Source organism: Pseudomonas kuykendallii (assembly GCF_900106975.1).
Classification (GTDB): domain Bacteria; phylum Pseudomonadota; class Gammaproteobacteria; order Pseudomonadales; family Pseudomonadaceae; genus Pseudomonas_O; species Pseudomonas_O kuykendallii.
Genome location: NZ_FNNU01000001.1, coordinates 158,534 through 177,760 on the forward strand (window position 1 = coordinate 158,534; position 19,227 = coordinate 177,760).

18 protein-coding genes and 3 pseudogenes are annotated in these 19,227 nt (G+C 66.4%); 6 read left to right on the forward strand and 15 right to left on the reverse strand.

Going from position 1 to position 19,227, the window contains the following annotated elements; translation table 11 throughout:
- Positions 1-84: 84 nt before the first annotated feature.
- The 4 genes and pseudogenes from BLV15_RS22435 to BLV15_RS00710 form a co-directional block, all read right to left on the reverse strand.
- A complete protein-coding gene (locus tag BLV15_RS22435) occupies positions 85-948 on the reverse strand; it encodes a methyl-accepting chemotaxis protein (RefSeq protein ID WP_425438508.1) in 864 nt (287 codons plus the stop codon).
- A pseudogene (locus BLV15_RS22440) lies at positions 946-2,064 on the reverse strand (Cache 3/Cache 2 fusion domain-containing protein); the annotation flags it as partial. The pseudogene BLV15_RS22440 and the gene BLV15_RS22435, both read right to left, overlap by 3 nt.
- Positions 2,065-2,261: 197 nt before the next feature.
- Positions 2,262-3,224, reverse strand: a complete 963-nt coding sequence (locus BLV15_RS00705) for a D-2-hydroxyacid dehydrogenase family protein (protein ID WP_090223753.1) — start codon at positions 3,222-3,224, stop codon at positions 2,262-2,264.
- Positions 3,225-3,249: 25 nt separating this feature from the next.
- On the reverse strand, positions 3,250-4,374 hold the full coding sequence (locus BLV15_RS00710; RefSeq protein ID WP_090225151.1) for a metallophosphoesterase: 1,125 nt from the start codon (positions 4,372-4,374) through the stop codon (positions 3,250-3,252).
- Positions 4,375-4,527: 153 nt separating this feature from the next.
- On the opposite strand from BLV15_RS00710, the gene BLV15_RS00715 reads away from it, so the two are divergent.
- Complete coding sequence (locus BLV15_RS00715; protein ID WP_090225153.1) at positions 4,528-5,424, forward strand: LysR family transcriptional regulator; 897 nt, start codon at positions 4,528-4,530, stop codon at positions 5,422-5,424.
- Between the two features lie 62 nt (positions 5,425-5,486).
- On the opposite strand, the gene BLV15_RS00720 is transcribed toward BLV15_RS00715, so the two are convergent.
- Positions 5,487-6,368, reverse strand: a complete 882-nt coding sequence (locus BLV15_RS00720) for a LysR family transcriptional regulator (protein ID WP_090223754.1) — start codon at positions 6,366-6,368, stop codon at positions 5,487-5,489.
- A 115-nt stretch (positions 6,369-6,483) separates the two neighbouring features.
- On the opposite strand from BLV15_RS00720, the gene BLV15_RS00725 reads away from it, so the two are divergent.
- Positions 6,484-6,894, forward strand: a complete 411-nt coding sequence (locus BLV15_RS00725; protein WP_090223756.1) for a DoxX family protein — start codon at positions 6,484-6,486, stop codon at positions 6,892-6,894.
- A gap of 57 nt (positions 6,895-6,951) precedes the next feature.
- On the opposite strand, the gene BLV15_RS22370 is transcribed toward BLV15_RS00725, so the two are convergent.
- From BLV15_RS22370 to BLV15_RS00740, 4 genes are all read right to left on the reverse strand, one after another.
- Positions 6,952-7,077 carry a hypothetical protein gene (locus tag BLV15_RS22370; RefSeq protein WP_255964534.1) on the reverse strand — a complete coding sequence of 42 codons (126 nt, stop codon included), beginning with the start codon at positions 7,075-7,077 and terminating at the stop codon, positions 6,952-6,954.
- Positions 7,078-7,149: 72 nt separating this feature from the next.
- A complete protein-coding gene (locus BLV15_RS00730) occupies positions 7,150-7,377 on the reverse strand; it encodes a PLD nuclease N-terminal domain-containing protein (RefSeq protein WP_090223758.1) in 228 nt (75 codons plus the stop codon).
- A 75-nt stretch (positions 7,378-7,452) separates the two neighbouring features.
- A complete protein-coding gene (locus BLV15_RS00735) occupies positions 7,453-9,216 on the reverse strand; it encodes a thiamine pyrophosphate-requiring protein (protein WP_090223760.1) in 1,764 nt (587 codons plus the stop codon).
- Positions 9,217-9,341: 125 nt separating this feature from the next.
- Positions 9,342-10,217 carry a DMT family transporter gene (locus BLV15_RS00740; protein WP_090225154.1) on the reverse strand — a complete coding sequence of 292 codons (876 nt, stop codon included), beginning with the start codon at positions 10,215-10,217 and terminating at the stop codon, positions 9,342-9,344.
- Positions 10,218-10,673: 456 nt separating this feature from the next.
- Here BLV15_RS00740 and BLV15_RS00745 point away from each other — a divergent pair, with 456 nt between their 5' ends.
- The gene (locus BLV15_RS00745) at positions 10,674-11,483 is read left to right on the forward strand and encodes an outer membrane protein OmpK (RefSeq protein WP_090223761.1); all 810 of its coding nucleotides are present in this window, start codon (positions 10,674-10,676) and stop codon (positions 11,481-11,483) included.
- An 81-nt stretch (positions 11,484-11,564) separates the two neighbouring features.
- On the opposite strand, the gene BLV15_RS00750 is transcribed toward BLV15_RS00745, so the two are convergent.
- Together BLV15_RS00750 and BLV15_RS00755 are read right to left on the reverse strand one after the other, a co-directional pair.
- Complete coding sequence (locus BLV15_RS00750; RefSeq protein ID WP_245728115.1) at positions 11,565-14,081, reverse strand: bifunctional diguanylate cyclase/phosphodiesterase; 2,517 nt, start codon at positions 14,079-14,081, stop codon at positions 11,565-11,567.
- 168 nt (positions 14,082-14,249) lie between these two features.
- Complete coding sequence (locus tag BLV15_RS00755) at positions 14,250-14,582, reverse strand: putative quinol monooxygenase (protein WP_090223765.1); 333 nt, start codon at positions 14,580-14,582, stop codon at positions 14,250-14,252.
- A 383-nt stretch (positions 14,583-14,965) separates the two neighbouring features.
- Here BLV15_RS00755 and BLV15_RS00760 point away from each other — a divergent pair, with 383 nt between their 5' ends.
- The gene (locus BLV15_RS00760) at positions 14,966-15,898 is read left to right on the forward strand and encodes an AraC family transcriptional regulator (RefSeq protein ID WP_090223767.1); all 933 of its coding nucleotides are present in this window, start codon (positions 14,966-14,968) and stop codon (positions 15,896-15,898) included.
- A 73-nt stretch (positions 15,899-15,971) separates the two neighbouring features.
- On the opposite strand, the gene BLV15_RS00765 is transcribed toward BLV15_RS00760, so the two are convergent.
- Positions 15,972-16,397 (reverse strand): organic hydroperoxide resistance protein, encoded by a 426-nt coding sequence (locus BLV15_RS00765; RefSeq protein ID WP_090223768.1) that lies wholly within the window; start codon positions 16,395-16,397, stop codon positions 15,972-15,974.
- Positions 16,398-16,599: 202 nt separating this feature from the next.
- The gene (locus tag BLV15_RS00770; RefSeq protein ID WP_090223770.1) at positions 16,600-17,049 is read right to left on the reverse strand and encodes a MarR family winged helix-turn-helix transcriptional regulator; all 450 of its coding nucleotides are present in this window, start codon (positions 17,047-17,049) and stop codon (positions 16,600-16,602) included.
- A 414-nt stretch (positions 17,050-17,463) separates the two neighbouring features.
- Between BLV15_RS00770 and BLV15_RS00775 the strand changes: the two are divergent.
- Positions 17,464-17,595: pseudogene (locus tag BLV15_RS00775) on the forward strand (con-10 family general stress protein); the annotation flags it as partial.
- Between the two features lie 64 nt (positions 17,596-17,659).
- A pseudogene (locus tag BLV15_RS00780) lies at positions 17,660-17,788 on the forward strand (con-10 family general stress protein); the annotation flags it as partial.
- Between the two features lie 138 nt (positions 17,789-17,926).
- Here the strand turns inward: BLV15_RS00780 and BLV15_RS00785 are convergent.
- Both BLV15_RS00785 and BLV15_RS00790 read right to left on the reverse strand, forming a co-directional pair.
- Positions 17,927-18,217, reverse strand: a complete 291-nt coding sequence (locus tag BLV15_RS00785) for a DUF6506 family protein (RefSeq protein ID WP_090223775.1) — start codon at positions 18,215-18,217, stop codon at positions 17,927-17,929.
- Between the two features lie 21 nt (positions 18,218-18,238).
- A complete protein-coding gene (locus tag BLV15_RS00790; protein ID WP_090223777.1) occupies positions 18,239-19,186 on the reverse strand; it encodes a bifunctional enoyl-CoA hydratase/phosphate acetyltransferase in 948 nt (315 codons plus the stop codon).
- Between the last annotated feature and the right edge of the window lie 41 nt (positions 19,187-19,227).

Consider the following 19,227-nt stretch of genomic DNA (forward strand, 5'->3'; position numbering starts at 1 on the left):
CCGCGCGCACCGATGGGATTACCCTGAACGACACACCCGCCCCGGTGCGCATGGCACGCCTACGAGAACCTTCGCTGACACATTTCAGCCGTGGAAGCGGCTGATTTCGTGGCGCAGCTCGTCGGCCAGGCGGTTCAGTTCCTGCGCGGTTTCCGCCAGGTGGGCGACCACTTCGCGCTGTTCGCTGTTGGCCTGGGCGATGCCCTGCAGGTTGGAGCTCAGCGCCGTGGCGGTGCTGCTCTGCTCTTGGGTGGCGGTGGTGATGGCGGCGAACTGCTCGCCCGCCGCCTCGCTCTGCCCGGCGATCTGCGACAGCGCGGCGCCCACCTTGGCGTTGAGTTCCAGGCCGCCCTGCATCAACTGGCGACCGTGTTCCATGGTGCTGATGGCGCTGCTGGTCTCGCTCTGGATGCTGCCGATCATCCCGGAAATCTGCTCGGTGGCCTCGCGGGTCCGCGCGGCGAGGTTGCGCACCTCGTCGGCGACCACGGCGAAACCGCGGCCGGCCTCGCCGGCGCGCGCGGCCTCGATGGCGGCGTTGAGCGCCAGCAGGTTGGTCTGCTCGGCGATGGAGGTGATCACCCCGACGATGCCGCCGATTTCCTGCGAGCGCTGACCGAGCGTGTCGATCACCGTCGCCGTGCCGTTCAGCGCGCTGGCGATCTGCTCCAGCGACCGCGAGGCCTCGTCCATGCTGCGCAGGCCGATGCGCGTCTGCTGCGCGTTGTCGCTGGCCATGCGCTCCGTCTCGCGCATGTTGTCGGCGATGTTCAGCGAGGTGGCGCTGAATTCCTCCACCGCGCCGGCCATGCTGGCGATCTCGCCGGACTGCTGCTCCATGCCCTCGTAGGCGCCGCTGGACAGCCCGGACAGCGCGTGGGCGCGGCTGCTCACCTGCAGCGAGGCGCTGCGGATGTGCTCGACCATGTCCGCCAGCGCGCTGCCCATGTGGTTGAAGCTGCTCGCCAGTTCGCCGATCTCGTCGTGGCTGCTGACCGTCATCCGCGCGCTGAGATCGCCGCCGCCGAGGGCGCGGGCCTGCCGGACCAGCTCGCCGAGCGGACGCAGTTTGCGCCGCAGCAGGCCGATCACCAGCGCCGCGGCGATCAGCATCGCCAGCAGGCTGCCGAGGGCCAGCTGGCTACCGACGTGCCAGGTCACTTCGCGGATTTCCTTCTTCGGCAGGCTGGCGATGACCTGCCAGGGCCCTTCGCTGAAGGGCGCGGCGACGCCGTAGAAGTCCTCGCGGCCGTCGTTGAAGAACTGCCCGCGGCCCGGCTCGCGGGCCAGCTCGGCGGCGCGCGGTGCCAGCGCGGCGGGATCGTTGGCGCCGGCCGGCGGCACCAGCCATTTGCCCTGCTCGTCGAGCAGCGCCAGCGAGCCGGTCTGGCCGATGCGGAAGCGCACCAGGTTGGCGAACTGCGCGTTCTGCGCGTCGGTGTAGTCGAAGCCGACGAAGAGCACCGCGATGACCTGGCCGCTGGCGTCGCGCACCGGGGTGTACTGGGTCATGTAGAGCCGCTCGAACAGCGACGCGCGGCCGACGTAGCCCTGCCCGGCGAGCAGGCGCTGGTAGGCCGGGTGCGCGTGGTCGAGCACGGTGCCGATGGCGCGGCTGCCGTCCTGCTTGCTCAACGAGGTGGTGACACGGACGAACTCCGCCCCGTCGCGGACGAACACCGTGGCGGCGCCGGCGGTGAGCTGGCGAAACTCGTCGACCAGGTCGAAGTCGTTGTTCAGCACCTGACCGTTCAGATAGAGCGTCGGCGGGGTCAGCGAGCCGACCGCGCCCCGCTCGTCCGCGTGCAGGCTCAGGCCGCTGGCGAAGCGCTTCTCGAACAGGCTGGCGAGGCGCTGCGTGCTCTCGCGCAGGCTGCCGTGGAAGGTCGCCAGTTGATCGGCGAGCAGGCGCGCCTCGCTGGCCAGGTGCTGCTCACGGGTGGCGAAGTTGGCGCTATCCAGCGAACGCAGTGCGAACAGCGTGCTGGCACCGATCATCACCACGAGAATGAGGGCCAATGCCACGGCGAGCTGCCAGGCTATGCGGGACTTGGGTTGCGACATGTGATCTCTCGCTGCGAATGACGGGCGCCGGAGGGTGCCAGGCACCCTGTTATTCGGCGGGCGGCGAGATTACTTGAGTCCACCACTGCGGTATAGCGACGCACAGGAGCCCGGCAAGAAGAGCTCGCAACGCCGGTCCGCCGGGCCACGGCGACAATGGAGGAGCTCGTCCTGCGATCCTCGGCAGAACGCGTCGATCAGCCGATCACCCGAATCGGCGCGTCCGCGGCCCAGGCCTGGATGTCTTCGATCATCTGGCCGTAGAACACCCGGTAGTTGGCCTCGCTGACGTAGCCGACGTGCGGCGTGGCGAGGACGTTGTCGAGGTGGCGGAACGGGTGATCGGCGGGCAGCGGCTCCTGGTCGAAGACATCCAGCGCGGCGCCGGCCAGACGTTTTTCCTGCAGCGCGGCGATCAACGCCGCTTCGTCGACGATCGGCCCGCGGGCGGTGTTCACCAGGTACGCCGTGGGCTTCATCCAGCCCAGCGCCTGCGCGTCGACCAGGCCCCTGCTGCGCGGGCCAAGCACCAGGTGCACGGTGAGCACGTCGGCCTGCTCGAACAGGGTGCGCTTGTCGACGTACTCGACGCCCAGAGCCGCCGCACGTTCGGCGGTGAGGTTCTCGCTCCAGGCGATGACGCGCATGCCGAACGCCTGGCCGTAGCCGACGATGCGCTGGCCGATGGCGCCCAGGCCGAGGATGCCGAGGGTCTTGCCGTACAGGTCGCGGCCCAGCCCGACCTGCCAGCCGCCGTTGCGCAACGAGGCAGCCTCGGCCAGCAGGTTGCGTCCCAGCGCCATGATCAGCGCCCAGGTCAGTTCCGGCGCCGCCTGCTTGTAGCTGTCGGTGCCGCAGACCTGGATGCCGCGGCGCGTGGCGCTGGCAAGGTCGATGGCGGCATTGCGCATCGCCCCGGTGACCAGCAGCCTGAGGCGCGGCAGGCCGGCCAGCAGGGCGTCGTCGAAACGGGTGCGTTCGCGCATCACGCAGATCACCTCGAACGGGGCGAACCGCTCGATCAGCGTGGCGGTATCCGCCGGATAGTCGTGCAGAAAGCTCACCTCGCCGATGCCCTCGAGCACCGACCAGTCCACCACGTCGCGGGCCACGTCCTGCCAGTCGTCGATCACCGCGATGCGCACCTTTGCCGAACTCATTGCTCACCTCTCGCTCAGGGAAAAATTACCGCCCGCTGGCGGCCGTCAGGCTGATCCGGGTGATCTCCGACGGCGCGCCGAAACGCAGCGGCGGCCCCCAGTATCCCGTGCCCCGGCTGATATAGACCTGCAGCGTGCCGAGCCGGTGCAGGCCGGCGACCCACGGCTGCTGCAGCCGAACGAAGTGCATCCACGGCCAGAACTGGCCGCCGTGGGTATGCCCGGAGAGCTGCAGGTCGAAGCCGGCATCCAGCGCCGCCGGCGCCGAGCGCGGCTGGTGCGCCAGCAGCAGGCGGACGACACCCTCGGGCGCGCCCTCCAGCGCGGCGAGCGGATCGCTGCGGTGGCTCGGTTCGTACATGCCCGCCGAATAGTCGGCGATGCCGGCGAGCAGCAGTTCGGCATCGTTCTGGCGGATCAGCACATGCTCGTTGAGCAGCACCGTCAGGCCCAGGCGGCGCAGTTCGGCGATCCAGGCCGGCGCGCCGGCGTAGTACTCGTGATTGCCGGTGACGACGAACGTACCGTGCCGCGCGCGCAGCTCGGCCAGCGGCGCGATGTGTTCGCGCAGCTGCGCCACGCTGCCGTCGACCAGGTCGCCGGTGATGGCGATCAGGTCCGGCTTCAAGCCGTTGGCGCGCTTCACCATCGCCTCGATGTAGCCACGGCGAATGGTCGGGCCGACGTGGATGTCGCTGAGCTGGACGATGGAGAAACCCTCCAGCCCGGCGGGCAGGTTGGGCACCGCGATACTAACTTCGCGCACCGCCGCTGTGCGCCGCGCGTTGAACAGGCCGATCAGCGTGACCAGCGCCACGCCGAGCAGCACCGCCTCGGCGGAGTGCTCGGCGAAGCCCGCCGGGTCGTGGCCGATCAGCACCAGCACCGCCACCACCAGCGCGCGCAGCAGCGAGAACACCGCCAGGCTGGAGAAGATTCCCATCAGCATCAGCCCGGTCCAGCCGAGCCAGCGCCAGCGCAGCCCGGAGGCGCGAAAGCCCAGCGGCAGCAACGCACAGGACGCCGCCAGCAAGCCCCAGGCGAGAAGGCGGCCCGGCAGTTCCAGCGGCAGGTAGGGGATCAGCGAGGCGCCAACCAGCAGGTGCAGCACGAACAGGATGGAGAACATGGTCAGACGCGAACGCAGCATGGGCGCGAATACCTCGACGCAGACGGAATGGGCCATAGAGTCGCACGTCGCGAGCCGCGGCGGCAGCGCAAATCGCCGCCGCGCGCACCCGGTTAGGCGGCAAGCGCCGAAGGATGCCACCATGTGCGCCTCCATCGCCGGCTCGGGCCCGCCATGAAAGTCCATTCCGAAGAACTGCAGCACTTCGTCGCCGTTGTCGAAAGCGGCTCCCTCAGCGCCGCCGCCCAGCTTCTCGGCCTGACGCCCTCGGCCCTCAGCCGCTCGCTGTCGCGCCTCGAGCAGAAGCTCTCCACCACCCTGCTCAACCGCACCACGCGGCGTATGGAGCTGACCGAGGAAGGTCGCTTCTACCTGGAAAACGCCAAGGCCATCCTGCAGCAGATGGAAGCGCTGGAAGAACGCCTGACGCTACGCCGGCAGACGCCCTCGGGCCGCCTGCGCATCGACGCCGCCTCGCCATTCATGCTGCACGCGGTGGTCCCGCACATTGGCGAGTTCCGTCGCCTGTACCCGGACATCCAGCTGGAATTGAGCAGCAACGACCTCAATATCGACCTGATCGAGCAGCGCACCGACGTGGCCATCCGCATCGGCACGCTGAGCGACTCGACCCTGCACGCCCGCCCCCTCGGTGCCGCGCCGCTGAATCTGGTGGCGAGCCCCGACTACCTCGCCCGCCATCCGGCCCCCACCCGCGTCGACGCGCTGCGCGAGCATTCGCTGATCGGCTTCACCCAGCCGGAAAGCCTCAACCTCTGGCCGCTGCTGCACGACGGCGGCAACCAGTGGCCGATCACCCCGGACATCGCCGCCTCCAGCGGCGAAACCGTGCGCCACCTGGCGCTCGCCGGCCAGGGCATCGCCTGCATCGCCAGCTTCATGAGCGACGCCGACATCGCCGCCGGCCGCCTGATCCGCCTGCTCCCCGAGCACATGAGCGACTACCGCCAGCCAATCCACGCGGTGTACTACCGCAACTCGCAACTGGCGCTGCGCATCCAGTGCTTCCTGGATTTCATTCAGGAGCGCCTGCAACCGGCGCGACCCTGACGGTGGAGGATTCGTCGGCCGCGCTGACGCGCCACCGACCTTCTGAAGCGCATCGCCCTCGGCTACGCGGCGAACGCGTCCCTCAGGTAATCGACGAACGCCTTCACCACCAGCGACGACTGCCGGTGCTGCGGGTAGACCGCGTAGACCTTGCTCTGCGGCGGGCCGAAGCGTTGCAGCAGCGGCACCAGCCGGCCGTCGGCGAGGGCTTCGCCGATGATGAAGGTCGGCAGGCAGGCGATGCCCAGGCCGGCGATGGCGGCGTCGCGGATCAGCTCGCCGTTGTTCACCCGCAAACGGCCGCTCAACGGAAAGCCCTGCGCCTTGCCGGCGATCTGGTAACTCCATTCGACGTTCTTGCCGTGCCCGTAGAGCAGGCATTCGTGGTCGCGCAGGTCGGCGGGGGTCTGAGGCGCACCGCGCTCGGCGAGGTAGCCCGGGCTGCAGCAGGTGACGATTTCCAGCGGCGCGATCTGCCGGGCGATCAGCGAGGAGTCCGCCAGTACGCCGATGCGCACGGCCATGTCGTAGCCCTCGCCGAGCAGGTCGACGGCACGGTCGTTCAGGTCCATCTCGATGCTGACTTGCGGGTAGCGGCGCAGGAACTCGGGGATCAGCGTGCTCAGGTGCAGGGTGCCGAAGGACATAGGCGCGCTCAGGCGCAACGAGCCGCGCGGCGCGGCGCTCTGCTGGGCGATGGCCTGCTCGACGTCGTCGACGTCGCTGAGGATGCGCTTGGCCCGCTCGTAATAGGCGTGGCCAAGGGTGGTGACGTCCAGCTTGCGCGTGGAGCGGTTCAGCAGACGCACGCCCAGGCGTTCCTCCAGCGCCGCCACCCGCCGGCTGACAAACTGCTTGGACAGGCCGAGGGCGTCGGCTGCCGCGGTGAAGCTGCGGTTGTCGAGCACGCCGACGAAAATGCGCATGTCTTCGAGCTGGCTCATTGTCCCCTCCAGGTGGACGATTTTGCGCAGTTCAGGTGATTTTTGCGCGGGCGGCAGCACAGTAACCTATCTTCAAGGTGCTGAACACGGCGCCACTCACTCAGGAGCATTCACCATGAACACCTCTTCCCAAGCCGTTTCCTCCCTGGTCGGTCGCGTGCTGCTCAGCGGCCTGTTCCTCTTCAGCGGCTTCGGCAAACTCGCCGCACCCGCCGCGACCAAGAGCTACATCGTCGCCGCCGGCCTGCCGCTGCCCGACCTCGCCTACCTTGGCGCGCTGCTGGTGGAAATCGGCTTCGCCCTGGCCCTGCTGGTCGGCCTGCGCGCCCGCCTGGTGGCCCTGGCGATGGCCGTGTTCAGCGTGGCGACCGCGCTGGTCTTCCACAGCCAACTTGCCGACCAGAACCAGCTGATCCACTTCCTGAAGAACTTCGCCATCGCCGGCGGGTTGTTGCAGGTCGCCGCCTTCGGTGCTGGCGCCTTCAGCCTGGATGCCCGGCTGCAGAAGCGCCCTGCCCTGGCCTGATCCGACGCGCACAAAAAAGCCGGCTGATGCCGGCTTTTTCGCGTGCGTGGTTGCGGATCACTCCGCGCCCGCCGGGATGGGGTCGCGTTTGAGTCGTTCCAAACGCTCCTGTTCCTCGGGCGTGCTGTGCGCCGGGATGCCTTCGGCCGGGTCTTTTTCGTCAAGCTGTTCGTCGTCGTTCATGGTGCCTCCAAAGGTTTCAGGGATGCAGACAGGTCGATCGAGGCGGCAGGCCGGGATTGGGGGCAATCCTGATCAACCCTTGCTGTGCTCCGGTGAGCTGGGGGCTTCGGTGACGCCGCGCGGTCCGGCCACGCCCCAGGCGATCAGGCCCAGCACCGGGAAGACGGCGATCGCCAGCGTCCAGAGAAACTTCGCGCCGGTACTGGAGGGGCTCTTGAACACGCTGACGATGGCCCACAGGTCGAGCGCGATGATCACCACCGCGGCGAGGATGAAGACGAGCATGTTGGCTTCGATCATGGTTAAGGTCCTCGAATGGGTCTCCTGATTGGGGCCGCGCCCCGTCGCCATCGGTTCCGGCGCGGCGCCGAGCGGTCATTTCAGGATCTGCTTGGCGCTCTGCTTGATCATCGCCCAGCGATCCGGATCGCTGCGTAGCGCGCCGAGGAAGTGCCTGGCCTGCTCGAACTCGATGTGTGGCGGCAACGGCGGCACATTGGGATCGGCGACGAACTCGATGAGCACCGGCCGGTCCGCGGCGAAGGCTTCGCGCCAGGCATCGGCGACGGCCTCCGGGGAGTCGACGCGAATGCCCCTGAAACCGAGCATCTCGGCGTAGCGCGCGTAGGGGAAGTCGATCACGTCCTGCGCCGGGGCGAACTTCGGATCGCCGCCAATGGCGCGCTGCTCCCAGGTCACCTGGTTGAGGTCGCCGTTGTTCAGTACCAGCACGATAAAGGTCGGGTTGCTCCAGCGCTTCCAGTACTGCTGCACGGTCACCAGCTCGGCGTTGCCGTTCATCTGCATCGCGCCGTCGCCGACCATGGCGATCACCGGGCGCTGGGGGTGCGCCATCTTCGCCGCGATGGCATAGGGCACGCCGCTGCCCATGCTGGCCAGCTTGCCGGACAGCGAGCCCATCATGTCGCCGCGCAGACGCACGTCACGGGCGTACCAGTTGGTGTGCGAGCCGCTGTCGCCGCAGAGAATGGCGTCGTCCGGCAGCTGCGCGGACATCTCCCAGAACACCCGCTGCGGGTTCAGCGGCTCGGCATCAAGCATCGCCTTGTCCTCCAGCTCCGCCCAGGACTCGGCGACGCTGCGCTCGACGCTCTCTCGCCACGCGCCGTGTGCCTTGGGCTGCAGCAGCGGTAGCAGGCGCGCCAGGGTTTCCGCCGAGTCGCCGAGCAGCGCCTGCTCGATCGGGTAGCGCATGCTGATATTGCGCGCGTGCAGGTCGATCTGCACCGCGCGCGCCTGGCCTTCCCTGGGCAGGAATTCGGCGTAGGGGAAGGTCGAGCCGACGATCAGCAGGGTGTCGCACTCCTTCATCAACTGGTAGCTGGCGCGGGTGCCGAGCAGGCCGATGGAGCCGGTGACCCAGGGCAGGTCGTCGGGCAGCGCCGCCTTGCCCAGCAGCGCCTTGGCGACACCGGCGGACAGCGCCTGGGCGACCGCGATGAGTTCGTCGCGCGCACCCAGCGCACCGGCCCCGGCGAGGATCGCGACCTTCTCCCCGGCATTGAGGATGTCCGCCGCCGCCTGCAGATCGGCGTCGCGCGCATAGGGCCGCGGCTCGATGAAGCCGACGCCGGAGAGCACGTTGGCATGCTTGTGCGGCGGCGACTCCACCGCCGGCATCTGTTGCACGTCGTTGGGAATGATCACCGTGGCGACGGACTTCTCGGCCATCGCCACGCGCAATGCGCGGTCCAGCACATGGCGCAGCTGCGCCGGGGTGACCACGGTCTCGACGTAGGCGGACACGTCCTTGAACAGCGTGTGCAGGTCGGTTTCCTGCTGGTAGTCGCTGCCCAGCGAGGTGGACGCCTGTTGGCCGACGATGGCGAGCACCGGCATGTGATCGAGCTTGGCGTCGTACAGGCCGTTGAGCAGGTGGATGGCGCCGGGGCCGGAGGTGGCGAGGCAGACACCCACCTGGCCGGTGAACTTGGCGTGGGCGCCCGCCATGAAGGCGGACATTTCCTCGTGGCGCACGCGCACGTAGTCGAAGTCCTCGGCATGCCGGCCCATGGCCCCCATGATTCCGTTGATGCCGTCTCCGGGGTAACCGAAGATCCGCTCGATGCCCCATTCGCTCAGGCGTTCCAGCAGGTGATCGCCGACCGTCTTGCTCATGATGCCTCCTCGACAGGATGGAACCGCCGCGCCGGGTAAGGCGCGGACGAAAAAAAGCTCCTGTCAGGAGTGACTGGCGGGGCGCGCCATTAGTTGCAGCGGATGCCGCGAGTGGAAGGCGCCGCTCAGCGGCGGTGGCGCCATGCGGCGGCCAGCCCGCTGAGGCAGATCACCAGGATGCCGAGCATCGCCCCGGAATCCGGGGTGTGGCCGAAGAACAGCATGCCGATCAACCCGGCGAAAACGATCTGCAGGTAGCTGAACGGCGCCAGCATCGCCGGCGCGGCGTGGCGAAACGCCTGGGTCATCAGCAGGTGGCCGCCCATCCCGCAGGCGCCGAGCGCGATCATCAGCAGCGCGTGGCTGAGCTGCGGGGTCTGCCAGAAGAACGGCAGCGCCGCGCTCATCAGCAGGCTGTTGAGCAGGCCGGTGAGGAAGTTGCTGGTGGTCGGGCTGTCGGTTTCCGAGAGGCGCCGGGTGATCAACTGATAGAAGCCGAAGCAGAACGCCGAGCCCAGCGGAAACAGCACCGCGGGCGTGAACAGCGCGCCGCCGGGGCGGATGATGATCAGCACGCCGACGAAGCCGCAGATCACCGCCGCCCATTGCCCGCGGCTGACCTGTTCCTTGAGCAGCGGCACCGACAGCGCGGTGACCAGCAACGGCGCGAGGAAGTTGACCGCCGTCGCCTCGGCCAGCGGCAGGTAGTGCAGCCCGGCGGTGAACAGCAGCGAGCAGCCGATCAGGCACAGCGCACGCGCCGCCTGTAGCCCCGGCCGCTTGGTGCGGATCACCAGCAACCCGCTGCGCGGCACGAACACCGCCAGCATCAGCAGCGTGTGCACCACATAGCGCGCCCAGACCACCATGACGATCGGGTAGAAACCGGCCAGGTATTTGGAAACGGCGTCGTGGCTGGAGAACAGCATCACCGCGAAGCAGATCAGCAGGATGCCGCGAACCGGCTGGTTCATGCCGGGGAAGCGGGTGGTGGAACTCATCGGAAAGACCAGGCGGTTGAAGGCGAAGCGATGGGCGCGAACCTCGCGCAAGAGTGTGACGACACTATAGAGCAGGCCGACACCTGTGTTCCTCCCCTGCCGAGTGAACCGTTGCGGTGCCTTGGTCGCGCCGTCTGCACACTGCGGCGCCCCAAGGCTGCCGCCTCGGCCGCGCGGCCGCCCCAAATTAAAGCAGAACTTGTCCTCCTGGTCAGAAAACTATCCACGCGGCGGTTCGGCCGCCTGCCGGCAGTGCCACACCGGAATGCTGGCTATCCGCCGGTTATCCTTGGAAAATAGGCACTTAAAAAAAGAAAAGACTGTTCCGTAAGGATTCTTTGGCGGACGGGCGGGCATCAGGGACAGCTCTTGGCTTCGTTCTTGCTAAATCGCCTCAAGCCTGACTGAACGGACAGGTTATTAGATCGATAATTTTTGCACCGGGAGCCAACACCGATGAAACGTACCCTTACCTCTCTGATCGTTGCAGGCGGACTTCTCGCCGCAGGCCAAGCCATGGCCGACGGCCCGCTGCTCTGGCAGGGAAACAGCCTCACCTATCTGAACGGCCACGACTACAAGGTCAACCCGGGCATTCAGCAGACGGTGACTTTCGAACACGCCAGCGGTTGGACCTGGGGCGACATGTTCATGTTCGTCGACTGGATCAACTACAACGGTGAGGCGGACAGCGGTCAGGGCAATAGCACCTACTACGGCGAATTCTCGCCGCGTCTCTCCTACAGCAAGCTGAGCGGCAATACCTTCTCCTTCGGCCCGGTCACCGACGTACTGCTGGCCGCCACCTACGAGCGCGGCGAGGACCGTAACCGCAACTACCTGCTCGGCCCAGGCTTCGACCTGGCCATCCCCGGCTTCGACTACTTCCAGCTGAACTTCTACTACCGCAAACCCGACGGCATCACCGGGGTTCCGTCTGGCCAGTGGCAGATCACCCCGGCCTGGTCCTACACCCTGCCGGTCGGCGATTCGGACGTCCTGATCGACGGCTTCATCGACTGGGTAGTGAACTCCAAGGGCTCGGAATCCAAAGGCGATTACGTGTCCAAGAACCTGCACATCAACCCGCAGATCAAGTACGACCTGGGCAAGGCCCTCAACATGGGCGAGAAGAAAGTCTATGTCGGTATCGAATACGACTACTGGAGCAACAAGTACGGTATTCGCGATGGTGGTCCTGTCAGCGAGTTCGTCGGCAAGACCGACCAGAACACCTTCAGCGTGATCGCCAAGGTGAACTTCTAAGCACCAAACGCTTCCACCCGCCCTGCGGGTGGCCGTATCCGGACTGCCCGCGCGATTCGCATCGCGCGGGCAGTTTTCGTTTCAGGGGTTGCTGCGCAGGGCCTCGCGGAACGCCTCCGCCACCATCGGCCGGCCCAGATAGAAGCCTTGCGCCTCCTCGCATTCCACCTGCAACAGAAGGCTCAACTGATCGGCCGTCTCCACGCCCTCGGCCGTCACCGTCAGGGTCAGCGCCTTGCCCAGGCCGACGATCGCCTGAATGATCGCCAGGCTGTCCTCCGAGTCGGAGAGGTCGCTCATGAAGCTGCGGTCGATCTTCAGCCCGTCGAAGGGGAACGCGCGCAGGTAGCTGAGCGACGAATAACCGGTACCGAAGTCGTCCATCGACAGCCGCACGCCCAATGCCTTGAGCTGCAGCATGGTCTGCAGCGCGCCCTCGGCATCGTCGAGCATCACGCTTTCGGTCAGCTCGAGCTCCAGTTGCCCGGGCGGGAAGCCGGTTTCCTCGAGGACTGCGCGGACCCGCTCGACCACCTCGCCGCGCTTGAACTCGATGGGCGACAGGTTGACCGACACGAAGGCCGTGCTCGGCCAGGAGCGCGCCTCCAGGCATGCGGTGCGCAACACCCAGTCGCTGAGCGGAACGATCAGCCCGGTCTCCTCGGCGAGCGGGATGAACACGTCGGGCGCCAGCCGCCCGCGCTGCGGATGCTGCCAGCGCACCAGCGCCTCGGCGCCGGCGATGCGCTGCCCATCCACCCGGTAGCGCGGCTGAAACTCCAGCCGCAGCTCGCCATCGCGCAGCGCGTGGCGCAGGTCCTGCTCCAGCAAGCGGCGCTCGACGACCCGCTCGTTCATGCCGCTGGCATAGAAGCGCCAGGTGTCGCGCCCGGCCTCCTTGGCCTCGTAGAGGGCGATGTCGGCGTAACGCAGCAGCTCCTCGGCCTGGGTGCCGTCGGCGGGCGCCAGCGCGATGCCGATGCTGGCGCCGATGAATACCTCATTGTCGTCGATCATGAAGGGTTGCTGGATGCGCGCGAGCAGCCGCCGGCACAGCCGTTCGACCTCGTACTGGGAAGAGATGCCGGTGACGATCAGGGTGAACTCGTCGCCGCCCAGGCGGGCGACCAGATCGCCCTCGCGCAGGCACTGGCGCAGGCGGGCCGAGACCTCGTTGAGCACGCGGTCGCCGGCAGCGTGGCCGAGCGCATCGTTGACCGGCTTGAAGCGGTCCAGGTCGACGCTGAGCATCACCAGCGGATGATCGCGGGTCGGCGAGGCCTGCAACTTGCCATCGAGGAATTCCTGCATGCGGCGGCGGTTCGGCAGGCCGGTCAGCGCGTCGTGCTGCGACAGATGCTCGATGCGCGCCCGCGCCTGGATCTCCTCGGTGATGTCGGCGGCGGTGCCGCGATAGCCGGCGCTTCCGGAAATCCGCCGCAGCGAGAGGGAACACGCGCGCTCCAGTCCGTCGCCGGCGACGTATTCGCATTGCAGGACGCTGCGGCTGCCCGGACGCGGTGTGTGACCGTCGAGCCAGGCGGAAACCGAACCGGCCGCGCTGGTCAGCAACTCGTCGATCGGGCGCCCGAGCCAGGCTTCGCGGGAATGCCCGCTGACCTCTTCGAAACGCTCGGACAGGTAGGTCAGGCGATGCTCGCCGTCGATTTCCCAGATCCAGTCGGAGGCCGCTTCGGCGACCTGGCGGAAGCGCTCCTCGCTGTCGGCCAGCGCCGCGCGCCCGGCCTGCAGGCTGGCGTAGTTCAGTTCCATCGCCCGCGCCGCGACCAGTGACCTGCGCAATGCAAACACGGTCAGGCCGACGATCATCAGGCCGGCACTGACCAGCAGCGGCAGCACCAGCGAAAGAAGGTAATGGCCCGGCTCGGTAGCCTCCCAGCGCAGGTGCAGCGCGACGTCCTGCACCGGTAGCGCCAGGTTCGGCTGGGCCTGTGCATCGGCGGCGTCCCGGGCCAGGCGCAGCCCGTGGATGCCGTAGTCGTCGCCCAGCGCCTGCAATTCGCCGTCGCTGAGGGTGTCGACGAACAGCAACACCGAGGCCGGCCCCGGCACTTCGGCGACCTCCGGGTCGCCACCGGTGGTCAGGGCCGCCGCGGCGACCAGCGTCGGGCGTCCGTCGAGGCTGAGGTAACGGCTGACGCTTTCGCCGAGCTCGGCGCTTTCGCGCGCGGCCGCCAGCAGGCTGGACAGGTCCTGCTGCAACCACTGGCCGGCGTCCACCGACCGTTGCAGCTTGCCGTCGATCACCGCGTAAGAGGTTCCGCCATGGGCGTCGACGACGAACAGCGCTTCGTAGCCCTGGTCGTCGAACAGCGTCGGGCCGAGGTTCTGCCGGGCGTAGGCCCAGTCCAGATCGAGTTTCGCGTGGAGGTTGCGATAGGCCTCGCCCCAGAAGGCATAGTCCATCACCGATGCCTGTAGGCGCTTGCTGCGATTATCCAGCGCCTTCTTCACATAGAAGAGGCTCTGCTCGTTCGCCGCCCGGTTCTGGCTGCGTGCGATAGTGATCAGGGCAATACTGGCCGCGACGAACAGAGCCAGCAGCAGGGCGGAAATCCAAAGCAGCGATCGTCGCACGCGAAGCGAATTTGCAGTGGAAAAAGCGGACTCGCCTGGCGAGGAAGAAGCGGTCGACATCGGAAAACCCACGGCACTCTATTAATTGGCGCCAGCATCCTGTCATACGATCACCCGGAGGAGAACATTCAATCTCCGAAACCTCCTCCCGGTCGTCTCCCGCCGGTATCAGGCCGCGCAGCGCTGGGCCGCTTCCTGCGCGGCGAAAGTGCCTTCCAGCGTGCGCAATTCCAGCTCGCGCGCACTGCAATTGTCGATGATCACCGAGAACACCTGCGCCTGCGGCGAGCCGAGGTAGCTCATCAGCGCATCGCGCGATGACCACACGGCGTGCACCAGCCAGAGGTCCGCGTCCCCGGCGTCGCGCTGCACCGCGCAGTGCAGGCAACCCGGCGCCGCATGCGCGGGCTGGAGCAGCGTCGAGAGCTGGGCGCCTAGCTCATCCGAGCGTCCGCGCCGGGAACGAATGAGGGCCAACTGGGTAACGGTCTGGTCGAACATGCTGCGGTCCTCCCGATGGGGGCGATGGGGCTTTGTTGTCGATAGGCCGGGCGCGACGCCTGGGCGGCGTCGCTGGAACGAAGGGAGAGGAAGGCCGGCAGCGACTCGATAGCCTATGAACCGAACCGGAGACAGCCTTGATGTGAAGCCTAGGGCCCGGCAAGCGCCAGCGGGTAGTCGATTCCTGCTGGTTTATTGCCTGAAACTGTCGGCGCGCCCGTCTAGCACTCAAAAACCAAGGAGGACATCGGAGCTGTGCCTGGCCACCCATGATTGCCTGATCCTGCTCATTGGTTGTCCGTTTCTGCTGTCCGAGCGGCGTCGGGCAGACGCGCGCGAAGGCGCGGGATAAGCTTGCGAAAAGCCCTTCGGGAGGTCCGAACATGTCGCTGCCCTACTCCTCCAATTCGCCCTTGCCGCTGGAGATCGAAACCCGCCGCACCGAGCTGGCCGACCTGGTGATGCGCCATGTACCCGGCGAAGGCGTGCACACCACCACGATTTCCAAGCTCGACCTGATCCGTGGCGACCAGCCGACCGAGCATTCCACGCCGGCCCTCTATGAACCCTGTCTTTGCCTGATCGCCCAGGGCCGCAAGCAGGCCTGCCTGGGGGAGGAGATCTATTTCTACGACCCGCTGCATTACCTGATCGCGTCCGTTTCCCTGCCGATTTCCGGACGGGTGATCGAGGCGTCGCCCCAGGAGCCCTACCTCTGCGTGCGACTTTCGCTGGACCTGGCGCAGATCACCGAGCTGATCGCCGAAACCGGCATTCCGCAGCCGCCCCGTTCGCAAAGCAGCCGCGGGTTGTTCGTCGAGCGTGTCGACTCGTCGCTGCTGGATGCGATGTCGCGTCTGCTGCGCCTGCTGGAAACACCGGCGGACGCGCCGACGCTGGCGCCGCTGATCATCCGCGAGATCTACTACCGCCTGCTGCGCAGCCCGCAGGGTGCGCGCCTGCAGGAAATCGCCATCGTCGATAGCCAGGCCCACCGCATCGCCCGCGCCATCGAGTGGCTCAACCAGCACTATCACAAGCCGCTGCGCATCGACGACCTGGCACAGGTGGTCAACCTCAGCTCATCGACGCTGCACCACCGTTTCAAATCGGTCACCGCGATGAGCCCGCTGCAGTACCAGAAGCAGCTGCGCCTGCAAGAAGCCCGGCGCCTGATGATCACCGAAGGGCTGGACGCCTCGGCCGCCGGCTACCGCGTGGGCTACGAGAGCGCCTCGCAGTTCAGCCGCGAATACAGCCGCCAGTTCGGCGCCCCGCCGCTGCGCGACCTGGCGCGCCTGCGCACCTCGGCCTGACGAATCGCAGGCGAAAAAAAGCCGCCACGGAAGGCTTCCGTGGCGGCCTTTTCGTTACCGCAGCGAGACGGGCTCAAACCAGCGTGAGGGTGACGTCGATGTTGCCGCGGGTCGCGTTCGAGTACGGGCAGACGATGTGCGCCTTCTGCACCAGTTCCTCGGCCTCCGCACGTTCCAGCCCCGGCAGGGTGATCTTCAACTCGACCTCGATGCCGAAGCCGGTGGGAATCGCACCGATGCCGACCACCCCTTCGATCCAGGTGTCGGGCGACAGCACGTGCTTGTCGCGGGCAGCGACGAACTTCAGCGCCCCCAGGAAGCAGGCCGAGTAGCCGGCAGCGAACAGTTGCTCGGGGTTGGTGCCCTGGCCGCCGGCGCCGCCAAGTTCCTTGGGCGTGGCCAGGCTGACGTCGAGCACGCCATCGGAAGAGACGGCGCGGCCATCACGGCCACCGGTGGCATCGGCATAGGCACGGTAGAGAACGTTTTCGATCGACATGGTGTATTTCCTTTTCAAGAGTGGGGTCAGGTGCAGGCGCCCGTTGGCGGCGCGGTAGATCGGACGGGCGCGAGCAACCGGGGGTACTCCTGCTCTGTAGCGCAAATCAGATCCGTGGATTTAAGTTAGCTCGCATTTATTTTGCGCGCAAGTTATTTGTCGAAAAAAATTATCCAGCCAGAAAAAACCCGCCAGCGGCGGGTCAGAGGGCGTTTCGGAAATTGCTTCGCAAGGTGACCAGTTGATCCTTCAGCGCGAGCAGTTCCTCCACGCTTTGGCCGCTGGCCTCGACGATGCAGAGCGGGAACGCCTCGGCCTGCTTGCGCAGCGCCCAACCGGCTTCCGTGACATGCAGCTCGACCACGCGCTCGTCGCTGCTGCTGCGGGTACGCGTGATCAGTCCGATGCCTTCCAGGCGCTTGAGCAAGGGCGTTACCGAGCCGGGGTCGGTCAGCAGTCGACCGCTGAGATCGCCGACGGTGATTCCATCGCCCTCCCACAGCACCAGCATCGCCAGGTATTGCGGGTAGGTCAGCCCTACCGCCTGCAGCAGCGGCTTGTAGATCTTGGTCATCAACAGCGAGGTGGAATAGAGCGCGAAGCACAGCTGGTTATCCAGCTTCAGTTCCTCGCAGGCATCGGTCCTGGACATGGCGGAGTCCTCCGTTCGATGGCGATAACGTTAACGCGCAAAATGATTCTGCGCCAGTTATTGCGATCAAAGTACACCTATTCGGGAGCCTCTAGTGCAGGCATTCAAACGAAGCGGCGTATCGAAAATACACTCGAAAGTTGCGTCGAAGTTACAACGCGGCGCGAACAATTGTGCATTCTGTTTCATCGTCGAAACATCTAACACGCAACGTGCGCGCCAACAGGTAATCGCAAAAAGCCACCCCTGATTAATTCATGGAAAACCATTCGTCAGTGATCCATGGATATGCGACTGAATGCCGAACTAGTTGGCGAAAGTGGTCTCAGAAAAAGTGCAAGCCGATGGTAATGATTCTTGAATCAGCGTTCTAGCGACGGAGGAAAACCCTTTATGGCTACCCCGCACAGCAACCCCGGAAACTTCGCCAACAACCGTGAGAAGGCCGCCGAAGCGGGCCGCAAGGGAGGCCGCAACAGCGGCGGCAACTTCGCCAACGACCGGGAACGCGCCTCCCGGGCCGGTCGCAAGGGCGGTTCGCACTAGGCGGACGGAATCACCGGAAACCCATCAATCGATGAAGGAGTGCAGCATGGCTCATTCGAATCCTGGCAACTTCGCCAATGACCGCGAAAAAGCGGCAGCCGCCGGACGCAAGGGCGGACAGAACAGTGGCGGCAACTTCGCCAACAACCGTGACCGGGCGTCGGAAGCCGGTCGCAAGGGCGGCTCCAAGTAACTTCGGAGCGTCGCAGCGCTTATCGTCCAACTATTGAATCTAGGCGATAAGCGCATTGCACTAAATCGCATCCACAGATGCAGAAACGGGAAAGTTGCCTGAGCGACTTTCCCGTTTTCATATAGCAAGAATTTTCCGTTAGCCGACGGCACTCAACGGCGGCGCATCCAGATACTGCACCAGCCCCACCCTCGCCCGCCCCTGCAGCGCCTGGCGAACCTGTTCGGCGTCCCGCATATCGAAGCCGCCGGACAGCTCGATCACCTGCACGTGCCGGGTGAGCAGCTCCTGGGCAACCATGACCGCCTCCTCGACGGTGCGCACCGCGCACACGGCGATTTCGAATTGCTCCGATTTCAGGCGCCCCTGATGGGCGAGGAAGTCCATGTCGGGCGTCTTGACGATGAATCCATAGCGTTGTTGCAGCATGCTGTTCCTCCAGGTATTCGCTCAGCTGGCCCGCTCGTGCAGCCGGCCGCGCTGGTGGTCGATGAAGATCGAGGCCAGCGCGCAGGAGGCCAGGCGCGCCTCCAGCGGGTCGGCGCGCGAGGTGATCATGATCGGCACCCGCGCACCGAGCACCAGCCCGGCCGCCGTGGCGCCCATGAAGTACACCATCTGCTTGAAGAGGAAATTGCCGGCCTCGAGGTTCGGCACCAGCAGGATGTCCGCGTTGCCCGCCACTTCGCCGGTGATGCCCTTGATCTGCGCGGCTTCCACCGACACGGCGTTGTCGAACGCCAGCGGTCCCTCGATGTGCGCGCCGCCGAGGGCGCCGATCGCTGCGAGCTTGACCAGTTCGGCGGCGTCGACGCTGGACGGCATGGCGGCGGTGACCTCCTCGGTGCCGGAGAGGATCGCCATGCGCGGCTTGGCGTAGCCCAGCGCGTGCATCAGCTCTATGGCATTGCGCGCGATGTGCAGCTTGTCGATCAGCGTCGGCTGCACGTTGATCACCGCATCGGTGATGCACAGCGCGCGGTCGTTGCCCGGCAGCGTCATGTGGAAGACGTGGCTCAAGCGACTCTGGGTGCGCAGCCCGGCCTCGCGCTTGAGCACCGCGCGCAGCAATACGTCGGTGTGCAGGTGGCCTTTCATCAGCGCATCGGCTTCGCCGCGACTGGCGAGCATCGCGCAGGCCTGCGCGCTTTGCGCGTCGTCGTCGGCCTGCAGCAGACGGATGCCGTGCAGGTCCCAGCCGATACGCTCGGCCAGCGCGCGAAGGGCCGTCTCGTCGCCGACCAGGATCGGCTCGATCAGACCTTCGTCACACGCCTGGCGCGCACTGGCCAGGCTCAATTCGTTGACCGGATTGACCACCGCGGTGACGACCCTGGGCAGGCGCTTGGCGCGCTCGAGCAGGAACGGCGGGCATTCACGGGTAAGGGTGCTGAGCATAGTTGTCCCTCGAGGGCCACCGCCGCAACGGTGGCGCTCGT